We start from the raw sequence: 26,263 nt of genomic DNA, 5'->3' as shown, positions 1-26,263 counted from the left end.
GGGGAAGAAGGGCGAGATGTCGAGAGTGCCAGGGTGGGTGAGCCGGCTGGGCCAGGGCCTCAGCCGGATCGGGACGGAGCTGGAGGCCCGGCGGGCCGAGGCCGAGCGGGACGAAGCGGCCGGACCGCCGTACGGGCCGCCCGAGACCGCGCCCCCGGCCGGGGCCGAGGCCGCCGAAGGCCCCACCACCGTCCCCGCCCCGCCGGCCTACGCCCCCGACGTCCCCGCCCGGCCCGACCCGGTCTCCGCCATCCCCTGGGGCATGCGGGTCGCCGCCGAGGCCGGCTGGCGGCTGCTCGTCCTGGCCGGCACGGTCTGGGTGCTGATGCGGGTCATCAGCTCCGTCGAGCTCGTCGTCCTCGCCTTCGTCGCCGCGCTCCTGGTCACCGCCCTGCTCCAGCCCACGGTCGCCTGGCTGCGGGCCAAGGGCGTGCCGCGCGGACTCGCCACCGCCCTCACCGCCATCTCCGGCTTCGTCGTCATGGGCCTGGTCGGCTGGTTCGTGGTGTGGCAGGTGATGGACAACATCGACAACCTCACCGACCGGGTCAGGGACGGCATCGAGGAGCTGAAGCGCTGGCTCCTCGACAGCCCCTTCCACGTGACCGAGCGGCAGATCAACGACATCGCCAAGAACCTCAGCGACACCATCGGCTCCAACGCCGAGCAGATCACCTCCGCCGGCCTCCAGGGCGTCACCGTCATCGTCGAGACCATGACGGGCATACTGCTCGCGATGTTCTCCACCCTCTTCCTGCTCCACGACGGCAGGAAGGTCTGGGAGTGGACGCTCAAGCTGGTCCCGGCCCAGGCCCGGCCCGGCGTCGCGGGCGCCGGACCGCGCGCCTGGCGGACCCTCACCGCCTATGTCCGCGGCACCGTCCTCGTCGCCCTCATCGACGCCGTCTTCATCGGCCTCGGCCTCTACTTCCTCGACGTGCCGATGGCGGTCCCGCTCGCCGTCTTCATCTTCCTCTTCGCCTTCATCCCGCTCGTCGGCGCCGTCATCTCCGGCGCCCTCGCCTGCCTGGTCGCCCTCGTCACCAACGGCGTGTTCACCGCGCTGATGGTGCTCGTGGTGGTGCTCGCCGTGCAGCAGATCGAGGGCCACGTCCTCCAGCCGTTCATCCTCGGCCGGGCCGTGCGGGTCCATCCGCTCGCCGTGGTCCTCGCGGTCGCCGCGGGCGGTCTGACCGCCGGCATCGGCGGTGCCGTCGTCGCCGTCCCGCTGGTCGCGGTCACCAACACCGTCGTCGGCTACCTGAAGGCGTACAGCCAGGAACCGGCGCTCCTGAGCACGCCGGAGCCGCGCGGCGCGACCGCCTACCAGGTGGCGCCGACCCCGGCCCCGGGCTCCCCGGAAGGGAAGGACCGGGCGTGATATCCGAACCCGAACTGGAGGGCGGCCTCCCCTTCGAGACCTCCGAGACGCTGACCGGGGAGCGGCCGCCCCGGCCGCCCCGGGACCGCCGCCCCTGGCTCTGGGCGCTCGGCGGCGCCCTGGCCGCCTCGGTGCTCTGGGGCGCCGGACTGTACGCGTACGGCGGCGGGCAGCGGCAGCCGGAGGGGGTGGACCTGCGGGGGTACGAGGCGGTCGGGGAGCTGTGCGGGCGGGCCTCGCTGAAGGGCCTCGAAGGGGTCCTGGGCGAGCGTTCCTCGGAGGGTTCGGGACCGAGCCTGGACGAGCCGGCGCTGGCCCAGAGCTCCTGCACGGTCAACTTCGGCCCGGGCGAGCGCGAGCAGAGCGTCAACATCAGCTACACCCTGCACCGGCAGACCGACCCGCAGCCCGAGTTCGAGGCCCTCGCGAAGCACCAGGACATGATGGAGCCGGTCGGCGGCGTCGGCGAGCAGGCCTTCTTCGGCGACCTGGGCGAGGAGGGCGGAAGCCTGCGGGTCCTCGACGGGCCGGTGGTCCTGGAGCTCCAGGTCTACCGCACCTACCTCGGCGGGATGAACGGCGAGGTCGTCGAGCGCGGCGCGCCCGACCTCTCCGGCATCGACGTCCCCCTGACGCAGGACGCCCTCGCGCTGCTCGCGGAGCTCAGGAAGTAGCGGGGGCAGGGGAAGCGGCAGGGGTACGGGAAGGGCCCCGGAGCGCGATGCTCCGGGGCCCTTCCCGTACGTACCGAGTCCTGCCTACTCGGCGAGGACGGCCTCCGCGTCCAGGGTGACGGCGACCGCCTGGATCACCGCGGCGATCTTGAACGCCTCCTGGACCGTCTCGCGGTCGACCCCGGCCTTGCGCAGGACCTGCTCGTGCGAGTCCAGGCACTGGCCGCAGCCGTTGATCGCGGACACGGCCAGCGACCAGAGCTCGAAGTCGACCTTCTCGACGCCCGGGTTGCCGATGACGTTCATCCGCAGGCCGGCGCGCATCGTCCCGTACTCGGGGTCCGACAGCAGGTGCCGGGTCCGGTAGAAGACGTTGTTCATCGCCATGATGGCGGCGGCGGACTTGGCGGCCTGGTACGCCTCGGGCTTCAGGTTCGCCCGGGCCTCCGGCTCCAGCTCCTTCAGCACCTTCGGCGAGCGCGAGGCGATCGCGCAGGCGAGGACCGTGCCCCACAGCTGCTGCTGCGGCAGCTCGCTGTTGCCGATGACCGAACCGAGGTTCAGCTTCAGGTCCTTGGCGAAGTCCGGTATGGCGGCCTTCAGCTCATCGAGGGCCATGCTCACTCACCGGCCAGGAGCGCGCCGGCGTCCAGGGTGGACTCGCCCTTGTTCCAGTTGCAGGGGCAGAGCTCGTCGGTCTGCAGGGCGTCGAGGACCCGCAGGACCTCCTTGGGGTTACGGCCCACGGAGCCGGCGGTCACCATGGTGAACTGGATCTCGTTGTTCGGGTCCACGATGAAGACGGCGCGCTGGGCGAAGCCGTCCTCGCCCTCGACGCCGCAGTCGCGCATGAGCTCGTGCTTCGAGTCGGCGAGCATCGGGAAGGGCAGGTCACGCAGGTCGGCGTGGTCCTTGCGCCAGGCGTGGTGGACGAACTCGGAGTCGCCGGAGACGCCGAGGATCTGGGCGTCGCGGTCGGCGAACTCGTCGTTCAGCTTGCCGAACGCGGCGATCTCGGTCGGGCAGACGAAGGTGAAGTCCTTCGGCCAGAAGAACACCACGCGCCACTTGCCCTCGTAGGACTTGTGGTCGATCTGCTCGAACTCCTTGCCGCTCTCCAGCGACACGCAGGCGGTCAGGTCGTAGGTGGGGAACTGGTCACCGACAGTGAGCACGCGCTCTCCTTGCAAGACGGAAGGGTCCCTTTTGGGGGCTTCCATGAGGGGTTGGACGGATCACAGCATGGCACGCAGTGCATTGATCGGGGAAATAGCTAGAGTGGGTCGTGTTGATCGAAGGTGGTTATCAGTGGCATCCCCGTACGGCCCCCCGCACGCTCCCCATCGCGCCAAACAGCCCAGCCTCTCCCAGCTCAGGGCCTTCGCTGCGGTCGCCGAGCACCTCCACTTCCGGGACGCGGCGGCGGCCATCGGGATGAGCCAGCCCGCGCTCTCGGGCGCGGTTTCGGCACTCGAAGAGGCACTCGGTGTCCAGCTCCTGGAGCGGACCACCCGCAAGGTGCTGCTCTCGCCCGCGGGGGAGCGGCTCGCCGTCCGGGCGCGGGCCGTCCTCGACGCCGTCGCCGAGCTGATGGACGAGGCCGAGGGGGCGCAGGCGCCCTTCACCGGGGTGCTGCGGCTCGGGGTCATCCCCACCGTCGCCCCCTACCTCCTCCCCGACGTGCTGCGGCTCGTCCACCGCCGCTACCCCGACCTCGACCTCCAGGTGCACGAGGAGCAGACCTCCTCCCTCCTGGAGGGACTCGCCGCGGGCCGCCTCGACCTGCTGCTCCTCGCCGTCCCCCTGGGCGTCCCCGGTGTCACCGAACTCCCGCTCTTCGACGAGGACTTCGTGCTCGTCGCCCCGCAGGGGCATCCGCTGGCGGGCCGGGACGGCATCCCGCGCGAGGCGCTGAAGGAGCAGCGGCTGCTCCTCCTCGACGAGGGGCACTGCCTGCGCGACCAGGCCCTCGACATCTGCCGGGAGGCGGGCCGCGCCGACGGGCCCGAGGTCACCACCACCGCCGCCGGACTCGCCACCCTCGTGCAGCTGGTGGCCGGCGGCCTCGGCGTGACGCTGCTGCCGCGCACCGCCGTCACCGTCGAGACGGCCCGCAACACCGCCCTGTGGACCGGGGCCTTCGCCCACCCCGCGCCCACCCGCCGGGTCGCCCTCGCCATGCGCGCGGGTGCGGCCCGCCAGGCCGAGTTCGAGGAGCTGGCCGGGGCCCTGCGCGAGGAACTGACCGCCCTTCCCGTACGGGTGCTGGACGCGGCTTCCTGACGCGCCGGGGCGCGGGCTCCCGAAACCCCCCGGCATCAGGAACCCGCGCCCGCTCCGCGCACCCCGTCTCGTACGTACGGTCGGAGGGTTACTCGGTGCGCAGCCCGTCCGCGCGCATCAGCCGCCACAGCAGCGGCAGGCTCAGCAGGGTCACCGCCGCGATCAGCCCGGCGCCGACGCCGACGACCGGCAGGAAGACCCACCAGTCCCGCACCTGCTGGCCGGTCATCGCCAGCAGCACCGAGCCGAGGCCGAGGCCGCCGGCGACCGCGAGGGCGAGGCCGACCGCGATCGGCACCGCCGTCTGCCACAGCACCGAACAGCAGAGGGTGGTGCGGCGGGTGCCGAAGGCGACCAGCGAGGACAGCAGCCGCTTGCGGTCCCGCAGCTGCTCCAGGGTCGCGACCAGCAGCGAGGCCGCGACCAGCAGCATCGTCAGGGTCGAGCCGACGAGGATGCCGGTGCGCACGCTGAGGAAGCGGGAGCTCTGCTCGGTGTCGCTCAGGCCGTTGACGGTGGCGGTCGGGTCGATCGCCAGGGCCGCGTTCCGCACCAGCTCGGGCGCGTCCGCGACGGCCGGGTCGAGCCGCACCAGCACCACGGCGTTCGGGTCGTCCAGGCGGCTCGCGTCGATGCTCTTCGGGGTGGCGAAGACGCCGTAGCGGAGCAGGCCCGCCGGGTCGCGGCGGGACGTCACGGTCCGCGCGTCCTCCGGGATCCGCCACAGCGGGACGGCCGCCTCGTGCTTCTGCGGGTCGCGGAGGGCGACCCGGGCACCGGGGCGGGCGGTCTCGCCGACCCGGCCCGCGTCGGGGGCGTCGGTGGCGCCCTTCGGCGGCAGCACCACGAAGACGTCGCCGTCCGCGCAGGAGGGCAGCTCGGCGTACTCGCGCAGCGAGGCGCAGTCGCCGACGGAGAGCTGGGCGATCGGCGCGAACTCCTCGCCCGGCTTCAGCGGGCCGGCCCGGTGGACGTACGCGTCGACGGTGCCGATCGCGCCGGTGACCCCCAGGACGGCGGAGAGCCGCGCGATGGCCCGCCGGGCCTCGCCGCCGTCCCGGGCGTCCAGCGAGGTCTGGAGCTGGGCGCGGGTGGTGTCGTGGCCCGTGCTGGAGGTGAAGTCCTGCTCCATCGCCTGGAAGAGCATCTGGAGCGCGACGGCCCCGGCCGCGGCGACCACGATCCCGCTGACCGCGCGGGCCGCGGTGCCGCTGGAGAGCTGGAGCCGGCGCACGGCGAGCTGCCAGGAGACCGGGCCGCCGCGCAGCCGCTTCACGGCCGCCTCCACCAGCCAGGGCAGCAGCCCCGTCAGGCCGATCAGGACGAGGACGGTGCCGGCGCCGATGGGGAGGGCGTCGATCTCGGTCTCGTCGATCCGGACGCCGCCGACGGCCGACACGAGGAGCGCGGCCCCGGCGGCGAGGATCAGCAGCCGCCACCACAGCCGGCGGCGGCGCGGGGTCGCGGCGCGCACCACGCCCAGCGGTTCGATCGCGACCCCGCGCAGGGCGAGCAGGGTGACGGCGACGGAGGCGACCGGCACCACGGCGAGGACGAGCAGCGCGAGGACGGTCTCCGGGACGACGTCGGACGGGAAGGCGTTGACGTCCCAGATCTCCACCGTCCCGGCGAACTGCCGGGCGACCAGGAAGAGTCCGGCGCCGAAGACCAGGCCGAGCAGCGCCCCGGCGAGCGATTCGCCGGCCGCGATCCGCCGGGTGGTGGCGTTGTCCGCGCCGACCAGGCGGAGCGCGGCGAGCCTGCGGTCGCGCTGTTCGCCGCCGAAGCGGGCGGCGGTGGCGATGAAGACGAGGACCGGCAGCAGCAGCACCACGTACGCGATGACGACGAGCAGCAGCAGGAAGGAGTTGGTCGGCTCCTCGGGCACCGACCAGCCGTAGCGTTCGGCGCGCCCGTCGTAGCTGTCGGGGGTGAGGAAGCCGGCGTGGGCCACGTACCGCAGCTCGTTCGGGCCGATGAGTCCGGCCTCGCCGATCGTCCCGACGGCCTTGTAGGGCAGCCGTTCCCTCAGGAGGGCGCCGTCGGGGGAGGCGAGCAGGTCGGCGAGGGCGGGGGAGACGAACATCTCGCCCTCGGCGGGCATCCTCGTCGTCCCGGGCGGCACCGGGGCCTTCGGGCCCTCCGGCTTGAGCAGCAGGCCGCTGAGGCCGGTGCCCCGGTAGGAGCTGTACTGCGTGTAGTGGAGGAAGGTGTCGGGGCGGGGGTCGGCGACCTCGTGGGAGGCGTCGGCGGCGCGGGCCGCCTCCCGGACCTCCCGCTGGAAGAGCATGCTCGGCAGCGAGGAGGCGAGGAGGAGCAGGGCCACGCCGAAGCCGACGCCGGCCGCGGTGAGCAGGGTGCGCAGGATCCCGGAGCGGCCGCCGGTGGCGGCGAAGCGGGCGCCGAGGGCCAGGTCGCGGCCCCAGGTGCGGGGGGTCACGCGATCCGCTCCGGGTCCCGGACCGCGCCGTCGCGGACGACGACCTCGCGGTCGGACCAGGCGGCGACACGGGCCTCGTGGGTGACGAGGACGACGGCGGCGCCGGTGTCCCGGGACGCCTCGGTGAGCAGGCGCATGACCCGTTCGCCGTTGAGGGAGTCGAGGGCGCCGGTCGGTTCGTCGGCGAAGATCACGCGCGGGGCGGTGACGAGGGCGCGGGCCACGGCGACGCGCTGGCCCTGGCCGCCCGATATCTCCCCGGGGCGCTTGCCCGCGGTGCCGTCGACCTCCAGGCGGGCGAGCCACTCGACGGCGCGGGCCTCGGCGGCCTTCCGCTTCTCGCCGTTCAGCCGGAGCGGCAGGGCCACGTTCTCCGCGCAGGTCAGCTCGGGTACGAGCTGGCCGAACTGGAAGACGAAGCCGAAGTCGGTGCGGCGCAGGGCGCTGCGGGCCGTGTCGGAGAGGGCGGTGAGGTCGCGCCCGTCGTAGGTGAGGGTGCCGGCGTCGGGGCGGACGATGCCCGCGAGGCAGTGCAGCAGGGTGGACTTGCCGGAGCCGGAGGGACCCATGACGGCGACGACCTCTCCCGCGCGCAGCGCGAAGTCCGCGCCGGAGAGCGCGGGGGTGGGGCCGTACGCCTTGGTCAGTCCCCGGGCCTGGAGGAGGGTCATCGGCGCACCTCCGCGGCGAGCGCGTCGAGGCGGGCGGCGGTGAGTTCCAGCCACCGCAGGTCGGCCTCCAGGTGGAAGAGGGCGTGGTCGCAGATGAGCTGGTCGGCGAGGTCGCCGTCCCGCTTGCGGCGGGTGAGCTCGCGCATCAGGCGCAGGTGCTCGGCGCGCTGGGTGTCGAGGAGCTCGGCGGCGGCGCGGCCGGTCAGCAGGGCCAGGACGACCTTGGTGTAGAGGGTGGACTGGAGGTACGGCTCCGGCTTCTCGGGGGTCGCGAGCCACTGGGCGACGTCGGTGATGCCGGCGTCGGTGATGGCGTACCGCTTGCGTTCGGGGCCGCCGCCGGGCTCGATGCCGTCGACGACGACCAGCCCGTTCTTCAGGAGGCGGGACATCGTGGAGTAGACCTGGCCGTAGTGCAGGGGCCGGTCGTGGCCGAACCGCTCGTCGAAGGCCCGCTTGAGGTCGTAACCGTGGCGGGGGCCTGATTCGAGGAGGCCGAGAAGGGTGTGACCGATGGACATGGCGTCACTGTACACGGCGTGTATACGCACCTTGTATAGCTGTCCGGAAGGCATCCGCGACCGCCCGGGAGGCAGGGGGGCGTCCGGCCCGCACGAAAGCGGAACCAGTCCTTCACGCAACCATCACGCCCCCGTGAGCGTCGGTTCCCCTGGGCGTGGGTGCTGATTCTCACGTCCTGAAAAGACGTGATCGGTTGTCCTTTGTCCGCACTGTCGGTGTTAGCTTGCTGAGCTGATCCGGCGCCTCGCCGGGCCGGGGACGACGGGACACACGACGAGCGGAGCGACACGACCCATGGGCCGAACGGACAAGCCCCAGGCGAAGAAACGGGGCATACGCCGCCTCTTCACCTGGAAGAAGCTCCTGGGCACCTTCTTCACGGTCTGCCTGCTCGCCGTCGGCGGCCTCTGCGCCGTCTACTTCATGGTCCCCGTGCCGACGGCCAACGCCGAGGCCACCATGCAGAGCAACATCTACAAGTACTCCAACGGCAAGATCCTCGCCCGCACCGGCGAGATCAACCGCGAGATCGTGGGCCTCGACAAGATCCCGCTCCCCGTCCAGCAGGCCTTCGTCGCCGCCGAGAACAAGACCTTCTACACGGACCACGGCGTCGACATCAAGGGCACCACCCGGGCCGCCTGGAACACCCTCACCGGCAAGGCCAAGCAGGGCGGTTCCACGATCACCCAGCAGTACGTCAAGAACTACTTCCTGAGCCAGGACCAGACGGCGACCCGCAAGCTCAAGGAAATGGTCATCGCCGTCAAGGTCGACCAGGAGATGTCGAAGCCCGAGATCCTGGCCGGCTACATCAACACCAGCTACTACGGCCGCAGCGCCTACGGCATCCAGGCCGCCGCCCGCTCGTACTACGGCACCGACGCCTCCCGGCTCACCACCGCCCAGGGCGCCTACCTCGCCTCGCTGCTCCAGGCCCCCAACCAGTACGACTGGACCTCCGCCAGCGCCACCGGCCGGGGGCTCGTCGAGGAGCGCTGGAACTACGTCCTCGACAACATGGTCGAGATGGGCTGGCTCCCCGCCGCCGAGCGCGCGGGCCTCAAGTTCCCCGCCCCGAAGGCGCCCAAGCCGCTCCCCGGCATGGAGGGCCAGACCGGCTACATCGTCGAGGCCGCCAACCAGGAGCTGATGCGCCAGGGCGTCAGCGAGGAGGACATCAAGGCCGGCGGCTGGACCATCACGCTCAACATAGACGAGCAGAAGCAGAAGGACCTCGTCGCCGCCGTCGACGAGCAGATGGAGGAGAAGCTCGACCGCAAGGGCGACAAGAAGGACGCCACCGTCCAGGCCGGCGCCACCTCCGTCGACCCGAAGACCGGCGGCGTCGTCGCGATGTACGGCGGCGTCGGCGCCACCGAGCACTGGATGTCCAACGCCACCCGCCGCGACTACCAGCCCGCCTCCACCTTCAAGCCGATCGTCCTCGCCTCCGCCGTCGACAACATGGCGATGACCCAGGACGGCCGCGAGATCGGCCTGGACACCGTCTACGACGGCACCAGCAAGCGGCCCGTCGTCGGCAGCGAGATCCCCTTCGCCCCGGAGAACGAGGACGACCGGTCCTACGGCCCCGTCACCGTCCAGCGGGCCACCAACAGCTCGATCAACTCGGTCTACGCCCAGATGATCGTCGACGTCGGCCCCGCCAAGGCCAAGAAGACCGCCCTCGCCCTCGGCATGAAGGACGGCCAGGACTTCGGCGCCACCCCCGCCATGTCGCTCGGCACCATGGGCGCCTCCACCCTCGACATGGCCGGCGCCTACGCCACCCTCGACAACCACGGCAAGAAGGTCACCCCGACCCTCGTCAAGGCCGCCGAGCACCGCGACCGCCAGGTCGACACGGTCCGGCAGTCCGGCGAGCAGGCCGTCAGCCGCAAGGCCGCCGACACCGTCACCCAGGCGATGCGGGGCGTCGTCCAGGACGGCTCCGGCTTCCGGGCCGCCGGCGACTACCAGGCCGCCGGCAAGACCGGCACCTCCGAGAACAACCGCTCCGCCTGGTTCGTCGGCTACACCCCCGAACTGGTCACCGCCGTCGCCCTCTTCGGCGAGGACACCTCCGGCAAGATCGCCGAACAGGTCACCCTCACCGACACCGTCGACCCCGGCCGCCGCGCCAACGGCGGCGGCGTCCCCGCCAAGATCTGGGGCGCGTACACCGAGCGCGCCCTGGACGGCGGCTCGGACGCCGAGTTCGACCTGGAGACCGAGGGCGGCAGCGGCGGAGGCGGCGGCGCCGAGCCGACCGGCACCCGCAGCCCGACCGCCTCCGAGGAGCCCAGCGAGGAGCCGACGCGGGAGCCGACCACCCCGCCCGCCACCACCACGGCGCCGCCCACCACCCCGCCCACCACGGCGACCACGCCCCCGCCGCCCACCGAGACCGCCACCACCCCGCCGCCGGTCACCGAGGAGCCGACGCAGGAGCCGACCACCACGGCGACGGTCCAGCCGCCCGACACCGAGGTCCCCGACCCCGAGAACACCGGCGGCAGCCAGAACGGCCTGCCCGCGACCCGCGGCACCCAGCAGCCCCGCTGACCCCGGGCGCACGGAAACACGACGAAGGCCGGCCCCCGCGGAGGGGACCGGCCTTCGCCGCACTTCCGGCACCGGCCCGGGGCCAGGACGCGCTCAGGTACGCGTCGCCAGCTCGAACCAGACGACCTTGCCGCCCGACAGCCGGGTCGCGCCCCACCGCCGCGCCAGCCGGTTCACCAGGAACAGGCCGCGCCCGCCCTCGTCCGTCTCGCGCGCCCGGCGCTGCCGGGGCAGCTGCGGCGAGTCGTCGCCGACCTCGCAGCGCAGCACGTCCGTCCGCAGCAGCCGCAGGGTCACCGGCCGCTCCGCGTACCGCACCGCGTTCGTCACGACCTCGCTGATCAGCAGCTCCACCGAGTCGGTCAGCTCCTCCAGGTCCCAGCGGGCGAGCGCCCGCCGGGCCAGCCGGCGGGCCCGGCCCGGGGCCGCGTCCTCCGGTTCCAGGAACCAGTACGCCACGTCGCTCGGCGCGATCCCGTCGAAGCGGGCCGCGAGCAGCGCGATGTCGTCGTCCCGGTCGCCGGGGCCGAGCATGTCGAGCACGTCGTCGCAGAGCGCCTCCAGCGGCGGCGCGTGGTCCGGCCCGGTCAGCTGGGCCGCCGCCGCGAGCCGCTCCCGCAGCTGCTCGATCCCGGTCCACACGTCCCGCAGCCGGGACTCCACCAGACCGTCCGTGTACAGCAGCAGCGTCGCACCGGCCGGGGCGTCCAGCTCGACCGCCTCGAAGTCCACGCCGCCCACGCCGATCGGGGCGCCCGCGGGCACCCGCAGCACCTCGGCGCGCCCGTCCAGGTGGAGCAGTATCGGCGGCGGATGACCGGCGTTGGCGACCGTGATCCGGTGCGAGACCGGGTCGTAGACCGCGTACATGCAGGTCGCCATCCGGTTCTCGCCGAGCCGCTGGGCCTGCTCGTCGAGGTGGTGCAGCACCTCCTGCGGCGGCAGGTCGAGCCCGGCCAGGGTCTGCGCGGTGGTGCGCAGCTGGCCCATGATCGCGGCGGAGGTCATCGAGTGGCCCATGACGTCGCCGACGACGAGGGCGACCCGGCTGCCGGGCAGCGGGATCGCGTCGTACCAGTCGCCGCCCACCCGGGCCGTCTCGGCCGCCGGCAGGTAGCGCGAGGCCAGCTTGACGCCGGTCGGCTGCGGCAGCGAGTCCGGCAGCATCGTGCGCTGGAGCTCGTCGGCGATGTACGCCTCCCGGCCGTACAGCACCGCCTTGTCGATGCCGAGCGCGGTGTGGGTGGCCAGCTGGGCGGCGACGAGCAGGTCGTCCGGCTCGAAGGCGGGCTGCTCGGGGCGGCGCAGCAGGACGGCGGCGCCGATCACCCGGCGGCGGCCGCGCAGCGGGGCCAGTATCGCCCGCAGGCCGCGGGGGAGCGGGTGCTCGGCGCCGAGGAGCTCGCCGAGCGCGGTCCGGGCGGCGGCGGAGTCGCCGAAGACCGGCCGGACCCCGCGGAGCACCTCGGACAGGGCGCTGCCGGGGGCCACCTCGCACAGCTCGGCGGCCGGGGTCGGGTCGGGGTCGGCCACGAGGACGAGCTCGTCGCCCTCCAGGTCGGGAGTTAACCGCAGCCGGTCCGTCCGGCGCAGCCGCAGCACGAAGGGCGCCACCGGCCGCTCGTCGCCCACCGGCAGCGGATCGCGCAGGTAGACCAGGATCTCGTCGGAGAAGGCGGGCACGGTGGCCCGGCACAGGCCGAGGACGATCTCGTCCAGGTCGAGGCCGCGGGCGATCCGCCGGGTCGCGGCGCCGACGAACCGCAGCCGGTCGCCCTCGCGCCGCCCGGTCTGCGCCGGGCCCGCCTCCCCGGCCGGGGGCTTGGGGGAGACGGCGACGGCGACCGCGGGACCGGGCGGGCCGTCCGAGGGCGGGGCCGCCGCGGGGGCCGTGGGCTGCGCGGGGATGTCGGAGGGCAGCCCGGCGGGCGCGGCCTCCTGGCGAGGGCGCGCCTGTTCCTGGGGCCGGTCGGCCAGCGGCCGCCGGCCTTCGTGGGAGGTGGGATGCTCCGTCACGCGTGGGATTCCGTCCGTCCGGGCCGGTGGTGCGATGCACTCGCTCTTCTCGCCGATGCCGCGCCTTCGGCGGGGATAAACCCCCGGGAGGCGGTCGGTGCGGCGGACACGGAGGATCCGCGGCCGACGGCATGGGCGGGGGGCACGCCACCCGGGCACAGCTCCGGCACTGATCTCCCCTTCGACGATGACGTGCGGTGACGTGTGGTCAGTTGCTGTGCTGCGATCGGTCGGTGACGTCGAGTTCGCCCGGTGTCGGCCGTGCGGAGGACGATCCTACGTTTCGACCCCGGGGGCGTATCAAGGGTCTCATGGCGCCGTGTGCGCCGGGGTGCGATCCCAGTCGCCCGGCAGCACGGGAACGGTCCAGGCCGGGTCGGGCCGCCAGGTCTCCCAGCCGTCCCGGAAGGGCGCCCCCCACTCCTCGACCAGCCGCACCGCCGCGGCGCCCGCGGCCCGCACCAGACCGGCCCGCTCGGCGCTCATCAGCCCGGCCCGCTGGGCCTGGGCGAACTCGTCCTCGTCCCGCCACAGCCAGCTGCGGTCGGGGTAGACGGAGATGTCGAGGAAGTGGTCCTCGGAGTCCACGCCGCCGGCCCAGCGGCGGCGGGGCTCCTCCAGGTTCACGTACCAGCTGCGGAAGCGCCAGCCGCGCTCCCAGAACAGCCAGACAGACCAGGGGTCGTCGGGCCGGGCGAGCTTGAGCACCCCGCTGCCGGTCCAGCGGGCGCGCTCGGTGGTGCGGGGCGCGGTGTAGCGGGTGGCGAGCGGTTCGTCGTGGACGGAGGTGCCGTCGGCGAGCACCGGCCGGACGCATTCGGTGCCGGGCGCCATCCAGACGGCGAGCAGGTCGGGCGTGTCGTGGACCACGGTCACGGGCCGGCAGATGTGCACCTCTTCGGTGCCGATGCCGCGGTAGCGCCAGAGGATGTGCTCCCCCGGCGCCCAGTGCTGGATGTCGCCCGATCCGTCCGATCCTGTCATGCGCAGATCTTAGGGGCGCGCTCCCACCCGCGCTGCGGTACGCGTCACGCTTGAGTCACGCGGGGGACGGCCGCGCTTCACGCGGCCGCCGTCCGCGGGTCACGGCCGGGTCATGCGCAGGACGTCGAGGGCCTCGTCGAGCTGTTCGAGGGTGAGGTCGCCGCGGTCCACGTAGCCGGACTCCAGGACGACCTCGCGGATGGTCTTCCGCTCGGCCAGGGACCTCTTGGCGACCTTGGCGGCCTCCTCGTAGCCGATGTACCGGTTGAGGGGGGTGACGACGGAGGGGGAGGACTCGGCGTACTCGCGGGCGCGCTCGGCGTTGGCGGTGATGCCGTCGACGGTGCGGTCGGCGAGCAGCCGGGAGGCGTTGGCCAGGAGCCGTACGGACTCCAGGAGGTTCTTCGCCATCACCGGGAGCATCACGTTGAGCTCGAAGTTCCCGGCGGCGCCGGCCACGGCGACGGTGGTGTCGTTGCCGGTGACCTGGGCGGCGACCATGAGGACCGCCTCGGGGACCACCGGGTTGACCTTGCCGGGCATGATCGAGGAGCCGGGCTGGAGGTCGGGGAGGTTGATCTCGGCCAGACCGGTGCGGGGGCCGCTGGCCATCCAGCGCAGATCGTTGGCGATCTTGGTGAGGGAGACGGCGACGGTCCGGAGCTGGCCGGAGGTCTCCACCAGGCCGTCCCGGGCGCCCTGGGCCTCGAAGTGGTCGCGGGCCTCGGTGAAGGGCAGGCCGGTGGCGCGGGCGAGCTCGGCGACGACGGCGGCCGGGAAGCCGGGCGGGGTGTTGATGCCGGTGCCCACCGCGGTGCCGCCGAGGGGGAGTTCGGCGAGCCGGGGGAGGGAGGCGCGCAGCCGCTCGATCCCGTACCGGACCTGGGCCGCGTAGCCGCCGAACTCCTGGCCCAGGGTGACCGGGGTGGCGTCCATCAGGTGTGTACGACCCGACTTCACCACCGTCGCGAATTCGGCCGATTTTCGCTCCAGGGCGGCGGCCAGGTGACCGAGCGCGGGGATCAGGTCGTGGGTGACGGCGGCGGTCGCGGCGATGTGGATGGAGGAGGGGAAGACGTCGTTGGACGACTGCGAGGCGTTGACGTGGTCGTTGGGGTGGACGGCCCGGTCGGCCGGGAGCCGCTCCCCGGCCAGGGTGGCCAGGACCTCGTTGGCGTTCATGTTGGACGAGGTGCCGGAGCCGGTCTGGAAGACGTCCACCGGGAACTGGTCGTCCCAGCGGCCCTCCGCGACCTCCTCGGCGGCGGCGGCGATGGCCTCCGCCCGGTCCCGGTCGATCACGCCGAGCCCGGCGTTGACCTTCGCCGCGGCGGCCTTGATCCGGGCGAGGGCCTCGATGTGGGCGCGCTCCAGGCGCTGCCCGGAGACCGGGAAGTTCTCCACCGCCCGCTGGGTCTGCGCCCGCCACTTGGCGTGCGCGGGGACCCGCACCTCGCCCATGGAGTCGTGTTCGATCCGGTAGCCGTCTTCGTCGCTCATCTTGGTCGACCTCCCGAAAAAGTTGAGCACTTGTCTTGTTCGATGTATTCCCAAGGCGTGTACCGACCAGTAAAAACCGTGGGTAACCCCACTTCCAGGAGGCGCAGTGACGCGCACCAGGTACAGACTCCGGTGGCCCATCGCCGCCGTCGCCGCGGCGGCCGCCGCCCTCGGCACCATGACCGCCGCCGCCCCGGCCGGAGCGGCCGACACCGGTACGAGGGCCGCCGTCGCCTCCGTACCGCTCTCCCCCGAGCTGGAGGCGATCCGCGCCGCCGAGGCCACCAGGATCTACGGCAGCCCCGAGGAACGCCCCCTCGCCCAGCGGAAGACCGGCCTGATCTCGCTCGGCGACAGCGAGATCTCCGGCGAGGGCGTCGGCAGCTACGAGTCCCCCACCAACGGCCCCACCAACTGGTGCCACCGCTCGCCCGACGCGGCCATCCACCGCACCGGGATCGCCGCCGACCTCACCTTCAACGTGTCCTGCTCCGGCGCCTACACCGGCAACATCCGGATCGGCGGCGGCAAGCAGTACGCCGACGAACTGGTCCAGAGCGACAACCTCGCCGTCAAGGCCCGCAACACCCGCATCAAGATGGTCCTCCTGGTCGCCGGCGCCAACGACGACCTCCAGTTCGGCCCCGTCATGACCGACTGCGTCACCCGCTACGTCCTCAGCCAGGGCACCTGCGAGCCCAAGTACGCCCCCGGCTGGCAGGCCCGCGTCGACGCCCTCGTGCCCAAGGTCGAGCAGACCGTCCGCGACCTGAAGACCGTCATGCGCGACGCCGGGTACGCCGACGGCGACTACAAGCTCGTCGTCATGGGCTACCCCAGCCCCATCGGCCCCGACTTCCACGACAACCCGAACTTCCCGGGCAAGCTGAGCTGCGGCGGCATGGGCTACGACTCCGACACCAAGTGGGGCCGGAACGTCGCCGTCCCCGCGTTCGAGCGCGGCATGCGCGAGGTCGCCGCCTCCACCGGAGCCGTCTACCTCGACAACTCGCGGCTCTTCCACGGCCACGAGGTCTGCATGGAGGACACCTGGGCCCGGGGCCTGTTCATCGACCTCTCCAAGCCCGGCGGCATCGACGAGAACACCACCCGCCAGTCCTTCCACCCGAACAGGAGCGGCCACGCCGCCTTCGCCTCCTGCCTGACCCAGCTCTACGCCTCGGGCCTGCGCGAGGCGAGCTGCGCCGACGTCAACTCCTCCGGCACGCCGACGCTCTTCCCGCTCGCCTGGGACGACGCGTACAAGCCGCTGAGGAACGCCGCGACCGGCAACTGCCTCGACGTGAACGCCTCCGAGTCCGCCAACGGCACCGCCGTCCTCGGCTGGGACTGCCACGGCGGCCGCAACCAGGGCTGGTGGTACGACTCCGCCCGGCAGACCCTCCACACCGAACTCACCCAGGACCGTTGCCTGGACGTGCCCGGCGCCGCCTACCAGACCGGCAAGGCGCTCATCGTGTGGAACTGCTCCGGCGCCGCCAACCAGAAGTTCGTCCGCGACGGCGCCACGATCCGGCCCGCCGCCGCGACCGGCCTCTGCCTGACGCAGGGCGCCGCGAAGGAGCCCGTCCGGCTCCAGACCTGCAACGGCTCCGCGAACCAGAAGTTCGCCTAGGCCGTGTCCTCCGAGTCGGGCGCCGCGAGCCCGGCCCGGTCCGGAAGGCGCGGCCCGGCCCGCGGGCCCGAGAACGCCGTGGCCCCCCGTCCGGTGCGGGGCGGGGGCCACGGCTCTTTCACGGGAGTCTCAGCGTCGACCTGGCCAGTTCGTACGCGGCGGTCACCGCGTCCTCCCCGGAGTCGAGGCCCGCGAGGCCCACGACGACGACCGCGCCCCCGTCGGTCCGCACCGCGAAGGAACGCGTCTGCCGCCATTCCTCGGTGAGCTTGCTGTACACCGAGTAGCGGGCCTCCACGGCGGGCACCGCGCCCGCCTTCACGTCCGTGAGGACGATCCCCTTGGACTCGTCGGCCTCGACGAAGGCCTTCAGGACGGACCGGGCGGAGCCCTTCGGCGCCGTCCACACCCGCAGGAAGGCGATGTCCGGGGTGCCCTCCGACTTCGCCTCGCACAGGACCGTGGCCGGGCCCTGCGTCACCAGCGACGCGAGTGCGGGGTCCTCCGGCTTCTCGACCGCGTCCGCCTCCCAGCCCTCCGCGAGGGAGAAGGAGACGGGGAGCGCGCACGCGGTGCCGGGGCCGCCGAGCAGTCCCGCGGCCTTCACGGCCGCCTCCCGGGAGGGCTCCGCGGAGGGCTTCCCGGCGGATTTCCCGGCGGCCTTCCCGGACGGGGCCGCGGAGGGCGTCGCGGCCGGCTCCGGGGTCGTACCGCAGGCGGTCAGGAGGGCCGCCGCGAGCAGGGCGGTACGGAGAAAGGGGGCTCTGACTGGCATGACCCCATCATTCCTGACGGTGTGCGCCCCCCGGACGGCGGCAGCACAATGTGAGGACGGCCCGGGGAGACGGCCCGGAGGGGGACGACCCGTGGGGGAGACCCGCACCCCGCCAGGGAGGCAGTCCATGAACCGGAGCTTCAGGAGGATCGGCGCCCTCGGCGCCGCGACGGTGGCCGCCGTCACCTTCGCCGCCGCCGCGCCCGCGGCCGCCGCGCCCGCCGCCGACGGACTCGAGTTCACCCTCTACGCCAAGGAGGTCCCGTCGGACGACAGCGGGAGCCCCGGCGCGCGGCCCGAGGTCGGCGACTCCTTCGCCTTCGCCGACGACCTCTCCCGCACCAAGGGCGGCGAGACGATCGGCCGGGACGGCGTCACCTGCACCGTGGTGCGCGCCGGCGACCCGATGGACGTCCTCTGCGTCGGCACCTTCGTCCTGAACGGCGGCCCGGGCGGCCAGCTCACCGCCCAGAACCTGCTCTCCGTCGACCCCTCGGACGAGGCCCCGGCCGCGTTCGACATCGCGGTCACCGGCGGCACCGGCGACTTCAAGGACGCCCGCGGCTGGATCCGCTCCACCCCGGACGGGGACTACTCCCGGATGGAGTTCCACATCGGCCGCTGACGGACGGGGTCAGGACAGCTTGCCGTAGTCCGGCAGCTTGAAGGCGCGCTCGGCGTGACCGCCGACGACGTCGGTCGTGTTGTTCCCGATGTTCGCGACGATCGTGTAGCCCTTGGCCTCGATCTCGGCGCGCTTCGCCGTCTTGTACGCGCTGACCTCGGCGAACAGGTCGGGGAGCGAGCGCACGTACAGTCCGTCCACCGGGTAGCCGACCTGCTTCAGGTTCCACTCGGTGAGGGAGTGGACGATCCCGGGCCGGGCGGTGACGAAGAAGACCTTCACCCCGCGCGCGTGCGCGTCCCGGACCAGCGCGCGGACCTCCGGAATGGCCGGGGTCGGCAGCTCCCAGAACGGGTGGAAGTCCGTCTCCAGGGAGCTGTTGTCGATGTCGAGGACGAGGGCCTGCTTCTCCGTGCCGGCCTCCTCGGCGCGCCGCTCGACGTACGGGCGGGCCTCGGCGATCACGGCGGCGACGTCCCGGCGCCAGGTCGTGTAGTCGACGCCCTCGATTGCGGCGGCCGACGTGAGGTGGGTGTCCGGATCGGCCGCCGAGGCGGCGGGCGCGGGCCCGACGAGGAGGAGGCCGGTGAGGCCGAGGAGACCGGTGGCGGTGGCTGCGGACTTGGCGGAGGGCATGGGGGCTCCCGAGTGGTCGACCGTCTCAGTGCTGCGCGTGCTGATCAGTGGTTGACATGCTCGCGACCCATACTGGCCAGTAGATGTCCTGCTGGCTACCGGTCGGTAGCGACTTTCGGAGCGGAGGACGACACCGCCCCCCGGTCCGCGGGGGACCGGGGGGCGGGAGACCGTGGGCGGGCGAACCGCCACCGCGGGTTACGACAGCTGGGAGCCCTGCCGCACCGGGATGTGCGTGAAGGTCGGCTCGGGCGCGGGGTTCTGGAAGAAGTCGTTGCCCTTGTCGTCGACGACGACGAAGGCCGGGAAGTCCTCGACCTCGATCTTCCAGACGGCCTCCATGCCGTCCTCCTCGTTGTCCAGGACCTCGATCTTCTTGATGCAGTCCTGCGCGAGGCGCGCCGCCGGGCCGCCGATGGAGCCCAGGTAGAAGCCGCCGTGCGTGCCACAGGCGTCGGTGACCTGCTGCGAGCGGTTGCCCTTGGCGAGCATGACCATCGAGCCGCCCGCCGCCTGGAACTGCTCGACGTAGCTGTCCATGCGGCCGGCCGTGGTCGGGCCGAAGGAACCGGAGGCGTACCCCTCGGGGGTCTTCGCCGGGCCCGCGTAGTAGACCGGGTGGTCCTTCATGTACTGCGGCATGTCCTCGCCCGCGTCGAGCCGCGCCTTGATCTTGGCGTGCGCGATGTCACGGGCGACGACCAGCGGGCCGGTCAGCGAGAGGCGGGTCTTCACCGGGTACTTGGTCAGCTCGGCGAGGACCTCGGACATCGGCCGGTTCAGGTCGATCTCCACGACGTCGCCGGCGTCCAGGTGGGAGTCCTCGGTCTCCGGCAGGAAGCGCGCCGGGTCGGTCTCCAGCTGCTCCAGGAAGACGCCCTCGGCGGTGATCTTCGCGACGGCCTGGCGGTCGGCCGAGCAGGACACGGCGATCGCGACGGGCAGCGAGGCGCCGTGGCGGGGGAGGCGGACCACGCGCACGTCGTGGCAGAAGTACTTGCCGCCGAACTGCGCGCCGATGCCGATCTTCTGCGTCAGCTCGAAGACCTTCTCCTCCAGCTCCTTGTCGCGGAAGCCGTGGCCGGTCGCGGCGTCGCCCTCGGTGGGCAGCTCGTCCAGGTAGTGCGCGGAGGCGTACTTCGCGGTCTTCAGCGCGAACTCGGCGCTCGTGCCGCCGACGACGATCGCCAGGTGGTACGGCGGGCAGGCGGCCGTGCCGAGCGAGCGGATCTTCTCCTCCAGGAACTTCATCATGGACGCCTCGTTGAGGACGGCCTTCGTCTCCTGGTAGAGGAAGGACTTGTTGGCGGAGCCGCCGCCCTTGGCCATGAAGAGGAACTTGTACGCGCCGCCGTCGGTCGCGTACAGCTCGATCTGCGCGGGCAGGTTCGAGCCGGTGTTCTTCTCCTCCCACATGGTCACCGGGGCCATCTGCGAGTAGCGCAGGTTCAGCTTGGTGTACGCGTCGTAGACGCCCTTCGACAGGGCCTCCTCGTCGCGGCCGGAGGTCAGCACGTTCTGCCCGCGCTTGCCCATGACGATCGCCGTGCCGGTGTCCTGGCACATGGGGAGCACGCCGGCGGCGGCGATGTTCGCGTTCTTGAGCAGGTCGAGCGCGACGAACTTGTCGTTGCCCGACGCCTCCGGGTCGTCGATGATCTTCCGCAGCTGGGCCAGGTGCGCCGGGCGCAGGTAGTGCTGGATGTCGTGGATGGCCTCGGCGGCGAGCCGGCGCAGCGCCTCCGGCTCGACCTTGAGGAACGTACGGCCGTCGGCCTCGAAGGTGGAGACGCCCTCGGAGGTCACCAGGCGGTAGGGCGTGGTGTCCTCTCCCAGGGGGAGCAGATCGGAGTACGCAAACTCGGGCATGACGGCGGCCATTCCTCACTCGGCAGACAGCTGCGCGCCGCCTCCGTTGGCGGGCGCACCGTCCAGGGTAGGCCGCGGGCGCGGCCCCGATCCTGTGAGGTAAGGCTCACCAGGGCCGGGGCCGCGCCGTCGTGGCTCGTTCGCGTCAGGAGACGCTCGCCGTCGGCGCGCACGGGTTCGCCCGCGGCGGGGACGTGCGGCGGGCCTCCACGGCCGGCTCCCGCACGCCGGCGGCGGGCTCGGCGTACGTACGCCGCTCCGGGGCGCAGCCGTAGCCGTCGAGGTGGCCGTCGGAGCAGTGGATCGTGCCGACGGCGGACTCCTCACCGGAGACGCCGGTCGGGGCGAACGCCCACCATCGGGTCCGGCCGCCCTCGCCGGGCCCGCCCGCCGGGACCGCCGGCCGCCTCGCCCCGGCGGGCACGGCCACCGCGCGGTGGACGGTGTCGTGGCGGTACGGGACGCCGGTGACGACCGGTGGGGCGCTCACCGCCGAGGCGGTCGGCGGCACGGTCGCCTCGCCGGACGGCCCGCCTCGCCGGACGGCCCGCCCCGCCGGACGGCGCGCCCCGCCGGACGGCCCGGGGCGCCCGGCTTCGCGGTGGTCCTCGCCGGGGCGGTCGGGACGGCCCCCGCCGGGGACCATGGACGAGGGCACGGAGAAGGTCCCCCCGGCCGCCCTTCGGTCCCACCTCGTACGCGACCGGCCGGTCGGCACCGGTGGTGCAGGCCGCCGTCAGCCCGTACGTCCGCTCCTCGCCGCCCGTCCGGCCGGCCCGCGCCGGGCGCTCCGGTCGCGGCGCTCGTGGTGGCCCACGCCGTCCTGGGGGTGACGCCGTCCGGCGGGGGGGCCGTCCCCGGCGGGCCGCGGGGCCCGCCGGACCTCGTCGAGGCGGCTCAGCGCGAGCCCTTCGAAGGCGTCGGACTCCCGCGCGTACCGTTCCTGATCACCCGTCACGGCCGTCACCCCTCCCGCCCGTCCGGCCGTTTCGTCCCGGGGCCCGGCCGGATCCCCTAGGGGAGAGATGGGGGTTCGGACACCTGGTGGCGGTCTGCGGGGCGTGTCTAGGCTGGGTGCGTGGACCTCGAAAAGCAGCCCGACCCCGCGCAGCCGCCCGCTCCCGCCCCGCCGTCTCCGCCCGCCCCGCCCGCCGCGCCGGCCCCTCCGGCCGCGCCCGCCGCGCCCGTCCCTCCGGCGCCGCCCGCCCCCCTGGATCCGCAGGGCGGGCTCCGGGCCTCCGACGCGGACCGGGACCGGACCGCGGACGTCCTGGCCGAGGCGCTGGCGCAGGGCCGGCTGGACGCGGAGGAGCACGCGGAGCGGGTGGAGGCGGTCTACCGGGCGAAGACCGTGGGCGAGCTGGAGCCGATCGTGCGGGACCTGCCGTCCGCCGGGCCGGCGTCCGGGACCCGGTCCGAGCCGGTCCCCGCGGCGTACGGCCCGGAGGACGCGGAGGGGAACGCGGACCAGCTGGTCGCGGTCTTCTCCAGCACCACCCGCAAGGGCCGCTGGCGGGTGGCCCGCCGCACCAACGCCTTCGCGGTCTTCGGCAGCATCGAGATCGACCTGACCGAGGCGATCTTCGCCCAGCCGCTGACCACCATCAACGCCACCTCGATCTTCGGAAGCGTGGAGGTTCGCGTCCCGGAGAACATCAGCCTGCGCGGCAGCGGCGTCGGCATCCTCGGGAGCTTCGAGGTCACCACCCTGGAGGGGATCGACCCGCAGGCCCCGCTGGTGGTCGTCAACGGCTACGCGCTGCTCGGGAGCGTGGAGGCGAGACCGAAGCGCGGCAAGTGGGTGGCCGACCTCCAGAGCAAGGTCCGCAAGCACCTCGGCCACTGACCCGCGCCCGCCCCGGCCTCCTGCCCTCCTGCCCTTTCGCCCCCCGCCTTTCAGTCCCCGGTCCTCCGGTCCCCCTGTCCTCCCGTCCCCGTCGTCCGCTCCGTCCCGCCGGGTATCGGCCAGGAGTTGACCGGAATGCGTCACCGGGGCTCCGCACTCCGGATGGGAGGCGCACGCGGTGCATAGGCGCGCGCACAGCGGGTAGGGCTGCTGCATCGCTGCTCGCTCGCGAAGCCGTCGTCAGGAGTAGACCGTGCTGCAACTGCCGCATCAGCCCCTTCCGGTAGCCGCCGTGCCGCCCCAGCGTGCTCCCGTGCGGGAGGACGAGGACGGCCCCTGGCACGCGGAGGCGGTGTGCCGCCGTGACGAGGCGGGGCTCTTCTTCGCCCCCTCGAAGGAGCCGACCGCCGCCCGGCTCGCCCGGGAGGAGGCCGCCAAGCGGGTCTGCGCGCGCTGTCCCGTGATGGTCGACTGCCGCGAGCACGCGCTGCTCCAGCCGGAGCCGTACGGCGTGTGGGGCGGCCTCACCGCCGCCGAGCGCCGCGTGGTGCTCGCCCGGCGCCGCCGCCGCGAGGTGGAGCTGCGCAAGACGGCCGCCGCCGAGCGGATCGCCCAGGCCGGCTGACGGACCGCCCACTCCGGTCCCGTACGGGAAGGGGCGCCCCCACCGCACATGGGGGCGCCCCTCTTCGTACCTGCCGTCGCCGGCCGGACGTCAGTTCGCCCGGTCGAAGTCGATCTTGCTGTAGGCGCGCAGCTTCGCGAGCCGGTGGGTGGAGTCGATCTGGCGGATCGTGCCGGACTTCGAGCGCATGACCAGCGACTGGGTGGTCGCGGTCTCGGAGCGGTAGCGCACGCCGCGCAGCAGCTCGCCGTCGGTGATGCCGGTGGCGACGAAGAACACGTTGTCGCCGCTGACCAGGTCGGTGGTGGTGAGCACCCGGTCCAGGTCGTGGCCCGCGTCGAGGGCCTTCTGGCGCTCGGCGTCGTCCTTCGGCCACAGCTTGCCCTGGATGACGCCCCCGAGGCACTTGATGGCGCAGGCCGAGATGATGCCCTCGGGCGTGCCGCCGATGCCCATGAGCAGGTCGACGCCGGTGCCCTCGCGGGCGGCCATGATCGAGCCGGCCACGTCGCCGTCGGAGATGAACTTGATGCGGGCGCCGGTCTCGCGGATCTCCCTGACCATGCCCTCGTGGCGGGGGCGGTCCAGGATGACCACGGTGACGTCCTCGGCGTTCATCCCCTTGGCCTTGGCGACCCGGCGGATGTTGACCGAGACGGGGGCGTTGATGTCGACGAAGTCGGCGGCCTCGGGGCCGGTGACCAGCTTGTCCATGTAGAAGACCGCGGACGGGTCGAACATGGCGCCGCGGTCGGCGGCGGCGAGGACGGCGATGGCGTTCGGCATGCCCTTGGCGTTCAGGGTGGTGCCGTCGATGGGGTCCACGGCGATGTCGACCTCGGCGCCGGTGCCGTCGCCGACCCGCTCGCCGTTGAAGAGCATCGGCGCTTCGTCCTTCTCGCCCTCGCCGATGACGACGACGCCGTTCATCGAGACGGTCGAGATGAGGGTCCGCATCGCGTTGACGGCGGCGCCGTCCGCGCCGATCTTGTCGCCGCGGCCGACCCAGCGGCCGGCGGCCATGGCGGCGGCCTCGGTGACCCGGACCAGTTCGAGGGCCAGGTTGCGGTCGGGGGCCTCGGGGGAGACCTCCAGCTCGGGGGGGAGGTGGTGCTCGGTCATCGGAGCGCACCTTTCTGTACGACGACGGCCGGAAAAGAGAGGGTGCTGCGACTCTATCGCCAGGTCGACAAATTGAGCAGAGGGGCCCACGTATGAGCGCCGGACCGTGATGCGACCATATGGGACGTGGCAGCTAAGCGAGGCAGGCAGACGGTACGCGGGATGTTCCAGTCCCTCGGGGTGATCATGGTCGCCGCGGGGGTCATGTATCTCTTCATCCCGCACGACGAGGACGCGGAGCCGGTGAAGGCCAAGGACTACCGGGTCGAACTGGTCACGGCCCAGCGCGCGGCGCCGTACCCGGTGCTGGCGCCCGAGGGCCTCGGCGACGACTGGAAGGCGACGGTCGTCTCGTACAAGCGCGAGCAGGGCAATGCCTGGCAGCTCGGCTTCCTCTCCCCGGACACGCAGTACGTGTCGGTGAACCAGGCGACGACCGAGCCCGGGAAGTTCGTGCCCAAGGTCACGCACCAGGCCAAGGACACCGGGAAGACGCAGACGGTCGCCGGGCAGGTGTGGCAGCGCTGGGAGGGCCCGAAGTACGACGCCCTGGTGCGGACGGAGGGCGGGGCGACCACGGTCGTCGCCGGCACGGCCTCCTTCGAGCGGCTCGCGGAGATGGCGGGCGCGCTCCGGTCGCAGCAGTCGGCCTGACGTACGCGTACGGGACGCGACGAAGCCCCCGGTGCCCGGCACCGGGGGCTTCGTCGTGCGCGCGGGGCGGACTCAGACGGTCGTGACGACGTCCTCGTAGGCCAGACGCGGGGAGCGCGGGAACCAGGCGTCCTCGCCCGGCTTGCCGATGTTGATCACCATCAGCGGGGTGTGGTCGGCGTCCAGGAACTCCTTCTGGACACCGGCGAAGTCCAGGCCGGTCATCGGGCCGGCGGCCAGACCGGCGGCGCGGACGCCCACGATGAAGTACGCGGCCTGGAGGGCGGCGTTCAGCAGCGCGGAACCCTCGCGGACCGGACGCTCGGCGAAGAAGAGGTCCTTGGCCTGCGGGAAGTGCGGGAGCAGGGCCGGGAGCTCCTCGTGGAACTCGTTGTCGGCGGAGAGGATCGCGACCAGCGGCGCGGCGGCGGTCTTGGCGGCGTTGCCCTCGGCCATGTGCTTGACCAGGCGCTCGCGGGCCTCGGGGGAGCGGACCAGGGTGATGCGCAGCGGGGTCTGGTTGAAGGCGGTGGGGCCGTACTTCACCAGGTCGTAGATCGCCTGGACCTGCTCGTCGGTCACCGGCTCGTCGGTGAACGTGTTGGCGGTGCGGGCCTCGCGGAAGAGGAGGTCCTGGGCGGCGGGGTCGAGAACGAGGGACATGCTGCGTACCTTCCGGACTGCAAGGGGACTTCCCGGTGGGGCTCCGGGCCGTGTCTCGACAGTACGCCGATGATTGGTGAAAATTCAACTATCCGATCCGGATAGTGATCCGCTTCACTTCGGCCAGTCTAGGCGATCCCCGCCGCGGCACCCAGCCCCCGTCCACCCCTCGGACCCCGGCCGCTTTCCGAGCCCAAGCCGCCCCGCGGGCCCCGGTCGCCCCCCCCGGAGCCAGTTCTCCATCCGGCCTCGGTCGTTCCTCAAGCCCCGAGAGGCATGGAGAGTCCGCGAGAGACCCCGAGACGTCGCGAGAGAGGCCCCGGAGAGGTCCCAAGGTGCCGCGAGAAGAGGCCCGGAGAGGCCCCAAGATGTCGCGAGAAGAGGCCCTGGAGAGGCCCCGGGAGATCCCCGAACTCGCCCTGCCCTCGGCGCCCTCAGCCCCAGCCCTCAGCCCCCGCCCTCAGCTCCAGCCCTCCGTCTCAGCCTTCCCCCTCCTCCCCCTCCTCCCCCTCCCCGCCCTCGCCGTCGTCGGCCGCGAGGGAGGCGTCGAGGCGGGCGCGGGCGCCCTCCAGCCAGCGGCGGCAGACCTTCGCCAGCTCCTCCCCGCGCTCCCAGAGCGCCAGGGACTCCTCCAGGGTCGTCCCGCCCGCCTCCAGGCGCCGGACGACCTCGACCAGTTCGTCGCGGGCCTGCTCGTAGCCGAGCGGGGCCGTCGTCTCCGTACCCGTACCGCCTGCCATGTCTGCTCCGTCCTCCACGACCACGGCTCCCGT

At 73.0% G+C, this 26,263-nt stretch carries 25 protein-coding genes; 9 read left to right on the top strand and 16 right to left on the bottom strand.

From position 1 onward, the window contains the following. Positions 1-16: 16 nt before the first annotated feature. Positions 17-1,381 (top strand): AI-2E family transporter, encoded by a 1,365-nt coding sequence (locus IE326_RS06935; protein WP_150231253.1) that lies wholly within the window; start codon positions 17-19, stop codon positions 1,379-1,381. Beyond that, the gene (locus IE326_RS06930) at positions 1,378-2,055 is read left to right on the top strand and encodes a hypothetical protein (RefSeq protein WP_190041073.1); all 678 of its coding nucleotides are present in this window, start codon (positions 1,378-1,380) and stop codon (positions 2,053-2,055) included. The genes IE326_RS06935 and IE326_RS06930 overlap by 4 nt, the downstream gene beginning before the upstream one ends. A gap of 84 nt (positions 2,056-2,139) precedes the next feature. Here the strand turns inward: IE326_RS06930 and IE326_RS06925 are convergent, their stop codons facing one another. Continuing rightward, complete coding sequence (locus IE326_RS06925; protein ID WP_150231256.1) at positions 2,140-2,673, bottom strand: alkyl hydroperoxide reductase; 534 nt, start codon at positions 2,671-2,673, stop codon at positions 2,140-2,142. Positions 2,674-2,675: 2 nt separating this feature from the next. Next, positions 2,676-3,230 (bottom strand): peroxiredoxin, encoded by a 555-nt coding sequence (locus IE326_RS06920; protein WP_030747068.1) that lies wholly within the window; start codon positions 3,228-3,230, stop codon positions 2,676-2,678. A 133-nt stretch (positions 3,231-3,363) separates the two neighbouring features. Here IE326_RS06920 and IE326_RS06915 point away from each other — a divergent pair, with 133 nt between their 5' ends. Next, the gene (locus IE326_RS06915) at positions 3,364-4,338 is read left to right on the top strand and encodes a LysR substrate-binding domain-containing protein (RefSeq protein WP_150231258.1); all 975 of its coding nucleotides are present in this window, start codon (positions 3,364-3,366) and stop codon (positions 4,336-4,338) included. A gap of 88 nt (positions 4,339-4,426) precedes the next feature. On the opposite strand, the gene IE326_RS06910 is transcribed toward IE326_RS06915, so the two are convergent. The 3 genes from IE326_RS06910 to IE326_RS06900 are packed head-to-tail and all read right to left on the bottom strand — an operon-like array spanning position 4,427 to position 7,970. After that, the gene (locus IE326_RS06910; protein WP_190041072.1) at positions 4,427-6,778 is read right to left on the bottom strand and encodes an FtsX-like permease family protein; all 2,352 of its coding nucleotides are present in this window, start codon (positions 6,776-6,778) and stop codon (positions 4,427-4,429) included. Next, entirely contained in the window at positions 6,775-7,449 is a 675-nt protein-coding gene (locus tag IE326_RS06905; RefSeq protein WP_150231262.1) for an ABC transporter ATP-binding protein, read from the bottom strand. The genes IE326_RS06910 and IE326_RS06905 overlap by 4 nt, the downstream gene beginning before the upstream one ends. Next, positions 7,446-7,970, bottom strand: coding sequence for a PadR family transcriptional regulator (locus IE326_RS06900; RefSeq protein WP_190041071.1), 525 nt, complete (start codon positions 7,968-7,970; stop codon positions 7,446-7,448). Before IE326_RS06900 ends, IE326_RS06905 begins: the two co-directional genes overlap by 4 nt. Positions 7,971-8,265: 295 nt before the next feature. Here IE326_RS06900 and IE326_RS06895 point away from each other — a divergent pair, with 295 nt between their 5' ends. Next, positions 8,266-10,539, top strand: a complete 2,274-nt coding sequence (locus IE326_RS06895; RefSeq protein ID WP_190041070.1) for a transglycosylase domain-containing protein — start codon at positions 8,266-8,268, stop codon at positions 10,537-10,539. Between the two features lie 93 nt (positions 10,540-10,632). Here IE326_RS06895 and IE326_RS06890 read toward each other — a convergent pair whose 3' ends face one another. The 3 genes from IE326_RS06890 to IE326_RS06880 all read right to left on the bottom strand — a co-directional run bounded on the left by IE326_RS06890 (position 10,633) and on the right by IE326_RS06880 (position 15,039). Further along, complete coding sequence (locus IE326_RS06890; protein WP_190041069.1) at positions 10,633-12,555, bottom strand: SpoIIE family protein phosphatase; 1,923 nt, start codon at positions 12,553-12,555, stop codon at positions 10,633-10,635. 309 nt (positions 12,556-12,864) lie between these two features. Continuing rightward, positions 12,865-13,539, bottom strand: a complete 675-nt coding sequence (gene fomD, locus IE326_RS06885; protein WP_190041068.1) for a cytidylyl-2-hydroxypropylphosphonate hydrolase — start codon at positions 13,537-13,539, stop codon at positions 12,865-12,867. Between the two features lie 99 nt (positions 13,540-13,638). Beyond that, positions 13,639-15,039, bottom strand: a complete 1,401-nt coding sequence (locus tag IE326_RS06880) for a class II fumarate hydratase (protein ID WP_190041067.1) — start codon at positions 15,037-15,039, stop codon at positions 13,639-13,641. 106 nt (positions 15,040-15,145) lie between these two features. Between IE326_RS06880 and IE326_RS06875 the strand changes: the two genes are divergently transcribed. Further along, positions 15,146-16,675 carry a ricin-type beta-trefoil lectin domain protein gene (locus tag IE326_RS06875; protein ID WP_150231273.1) on the top strand — a complete coding sequence of 510 codons (1,530 nt, stop codon included), beginning with the start codon at positions 15,146-15,148 and terminating at the stop codon, positions 16,673-16,675. 118 nt (positions 16,676-16,793) lie between these two features. Here the strand turns inward: IE326_RS06875 and IE326_RS06870 are convergent, their stop codons facing one another. Further along, entirely contained in the window at positions 16,794-17,450 is a 657-nt protein-coding gene (locus IE326_RS06870; protein ID WP_190041066.1) for a lipoprotein, read from the bottom strand. Between the two features lie 127 nt (positions 17,451-17,577). Between IE326_RS06870 and IE326_RS06865 the strand changes: the two genes are divergently transcribed. Further along, entirely contained in the window at positions 17,578-18,075 is a 498-nt protein-coding gene (locus IE326_RS06865; RefSeq protein ID WP_190041065.1) for a hypothetical protein, read from the top strand. 9 nt (positions 18,076-18,084) lie between these two features. Here IE326_RS06865 and IE326_RS06860 read toward each other — a convergent pair whose 3' ends face one another. The 4 genes from IE326_RS06860 to IE326_RS06845 all read right to left on the bottom strand — a co-directional run bounded on the left by IE326_RS06860 (position 18,085) and on the right by IE326_RS06845 (position 21,538). Then, positions 18,085-18,711, bottom strand: coding sequence for an HAD family acid phosphatase (locus IE326_RS06860; protein ID WP_190041064.1), 627 nt, complete (start codon positions 18,709-18,711; stop codon positions 18,085-18,087). Positions 18,712-18,909: 198 nt separating this feature from the next. Beyond that, positions 18,910-20,580 carry a fumarate hydratase gene (locus IE326_RS06855; RefSeq protein WP_150231282.1) on the bottom strand — a complete coding sequence of 557 codons (1,671 nt, stop codon included), beginning with the start codon at positions 20,578-20,580 and terminating at the stop codon, positions 18,910-18,912. 145 nt (positions 20,581-20,725) lie between these two features. Beyond that, entirely contained in the window at positions 20,726-21,238 is a 513-nt protein-coding gene (locus tag IE326_RS06850) for a hypothetical protein (protein ID WP_190041063.1), read from the bottom strand. Between the two features lie 78 nt (positions 21,239-21,316). Then, positions 21,317-21,538, bottom strand: a complete 222-nt coding sequence (locus IE326_RS06845) for a hypothetical protein (RefSeq protein ID WP_190041062.1) — start codon at positions 21,536-21,538, stop codon at positions 21,317-21,319. 120 nt (positions 21,539-21,658) lie between these two features. Between IE326_RS06845 and IE326_RS06840 the strand changes: the two genes are divergently transcribed. Together IE326_RS06840 and IE326_RS06835 are read left to right on the top strand one after the other, a co-directional pair. Next, positions 21,659-22,426 carry a DUF1707 SHOCT-like domain-containing protein gene (locus tag IE326_RS06840; protein ID WP_190041061.1) on the top strand — a complete coding sequence of 256 codons (768 nt, stop codon included), beginning with the start codon at positions 21,659-21,661 and terminating at the stop codon, positions 22,424-22,426. Between the two features lie 253 nt (positions 22,427-22,679). Further along, positions 22,680-23,051, top strand: coding sequence for a WhiB family transcriptional regulator (locus IE326_RS06835; protein WP_150231287.1), 372 nt, complete (start codon positions 22,680-22,682; stop codon positions 23,049-23,051). A gap of 90 nt (positions 23,052-23,141) precedes the next feature. On the opposite strand, the gene glpX is transcribed toward IE326_RS06835, so the two are convergent. After that, positions 23,142-24,173, bottom strand: a complete 1,032-nt coding sequence (gene glpX, locus IE326_RS06830) for a class II fructose-bisphosphatase (protein ID WP_150231289.1) — start codon at positions 24,171-24,173, stop codon at positions 23,142-23,144. Positions 24,174-24,299: 126 nt separating this feature from the next. Here glpX and IE326_RS06825 point away from each other — a divergent pair, with 126 nt between their 5' ends. After that, on the top strand, positions 24,300-24,827 hold the full coding sequence (locus IE326_RS06825) for a DUF4245 domain-containing protein (RefSeq protein WP_150231291.1): 528 nt from the start codon (positions 24,300-24,302) through the stop codon (positions 24,825-24,827). A gap of 72 nt (positions 24,828-24,899) precedes the next feature. Here IE326_RS06825 and IE326_RS06820 read toward each other — a convergent pair whose 3' ends face one another. Together IE326_RS06820 and IE326_RS06815 are read right to left on the bottom strand one after the other, a co-directional pair. Continuing rightward, positions 24,900-25,490 (bottom strand): malonic semialdehyde reductase, encoded by a 591-nt coding sequence (locus IE326_RS06820; protein WP_150231293.1) that lies wholly within the window; start codon positions 25,488-25,490, stop codon positions 24,900-24,902. A gap of 479 nt (positions 25,491-25,969) precedes the next feature. Further along, positions 25,970-26,230: an exodeoxyribonuclease VII small subunit gene (locus IE326_RS06815; RefSeq protein ID WP_190041060.1), complete on the bottom strand. Its 261-nt coding sequence runs from the start codon at positions 26,228-26,230 to the stop codon at positions 25,970-25,972. Between the last annotated feature and the right edge of the window lie 33 nt (positions 26,231-26,263).

The sequence above is a fragment of the Streptomyces filamentosus genome (assembly GCF_014654895.1).
Lineage (GTDB): Bacteria > Actinomycetota > Actinomycetes > Streptomycetales > Streptomycetaceae > Streptomyces > Streptomyces filamentosus.
The sequence above is the reverse complement of the archived record's forward strand: the minus strand, read 5'-3'. Positions and strand labels throughout refer to the sequence as shown.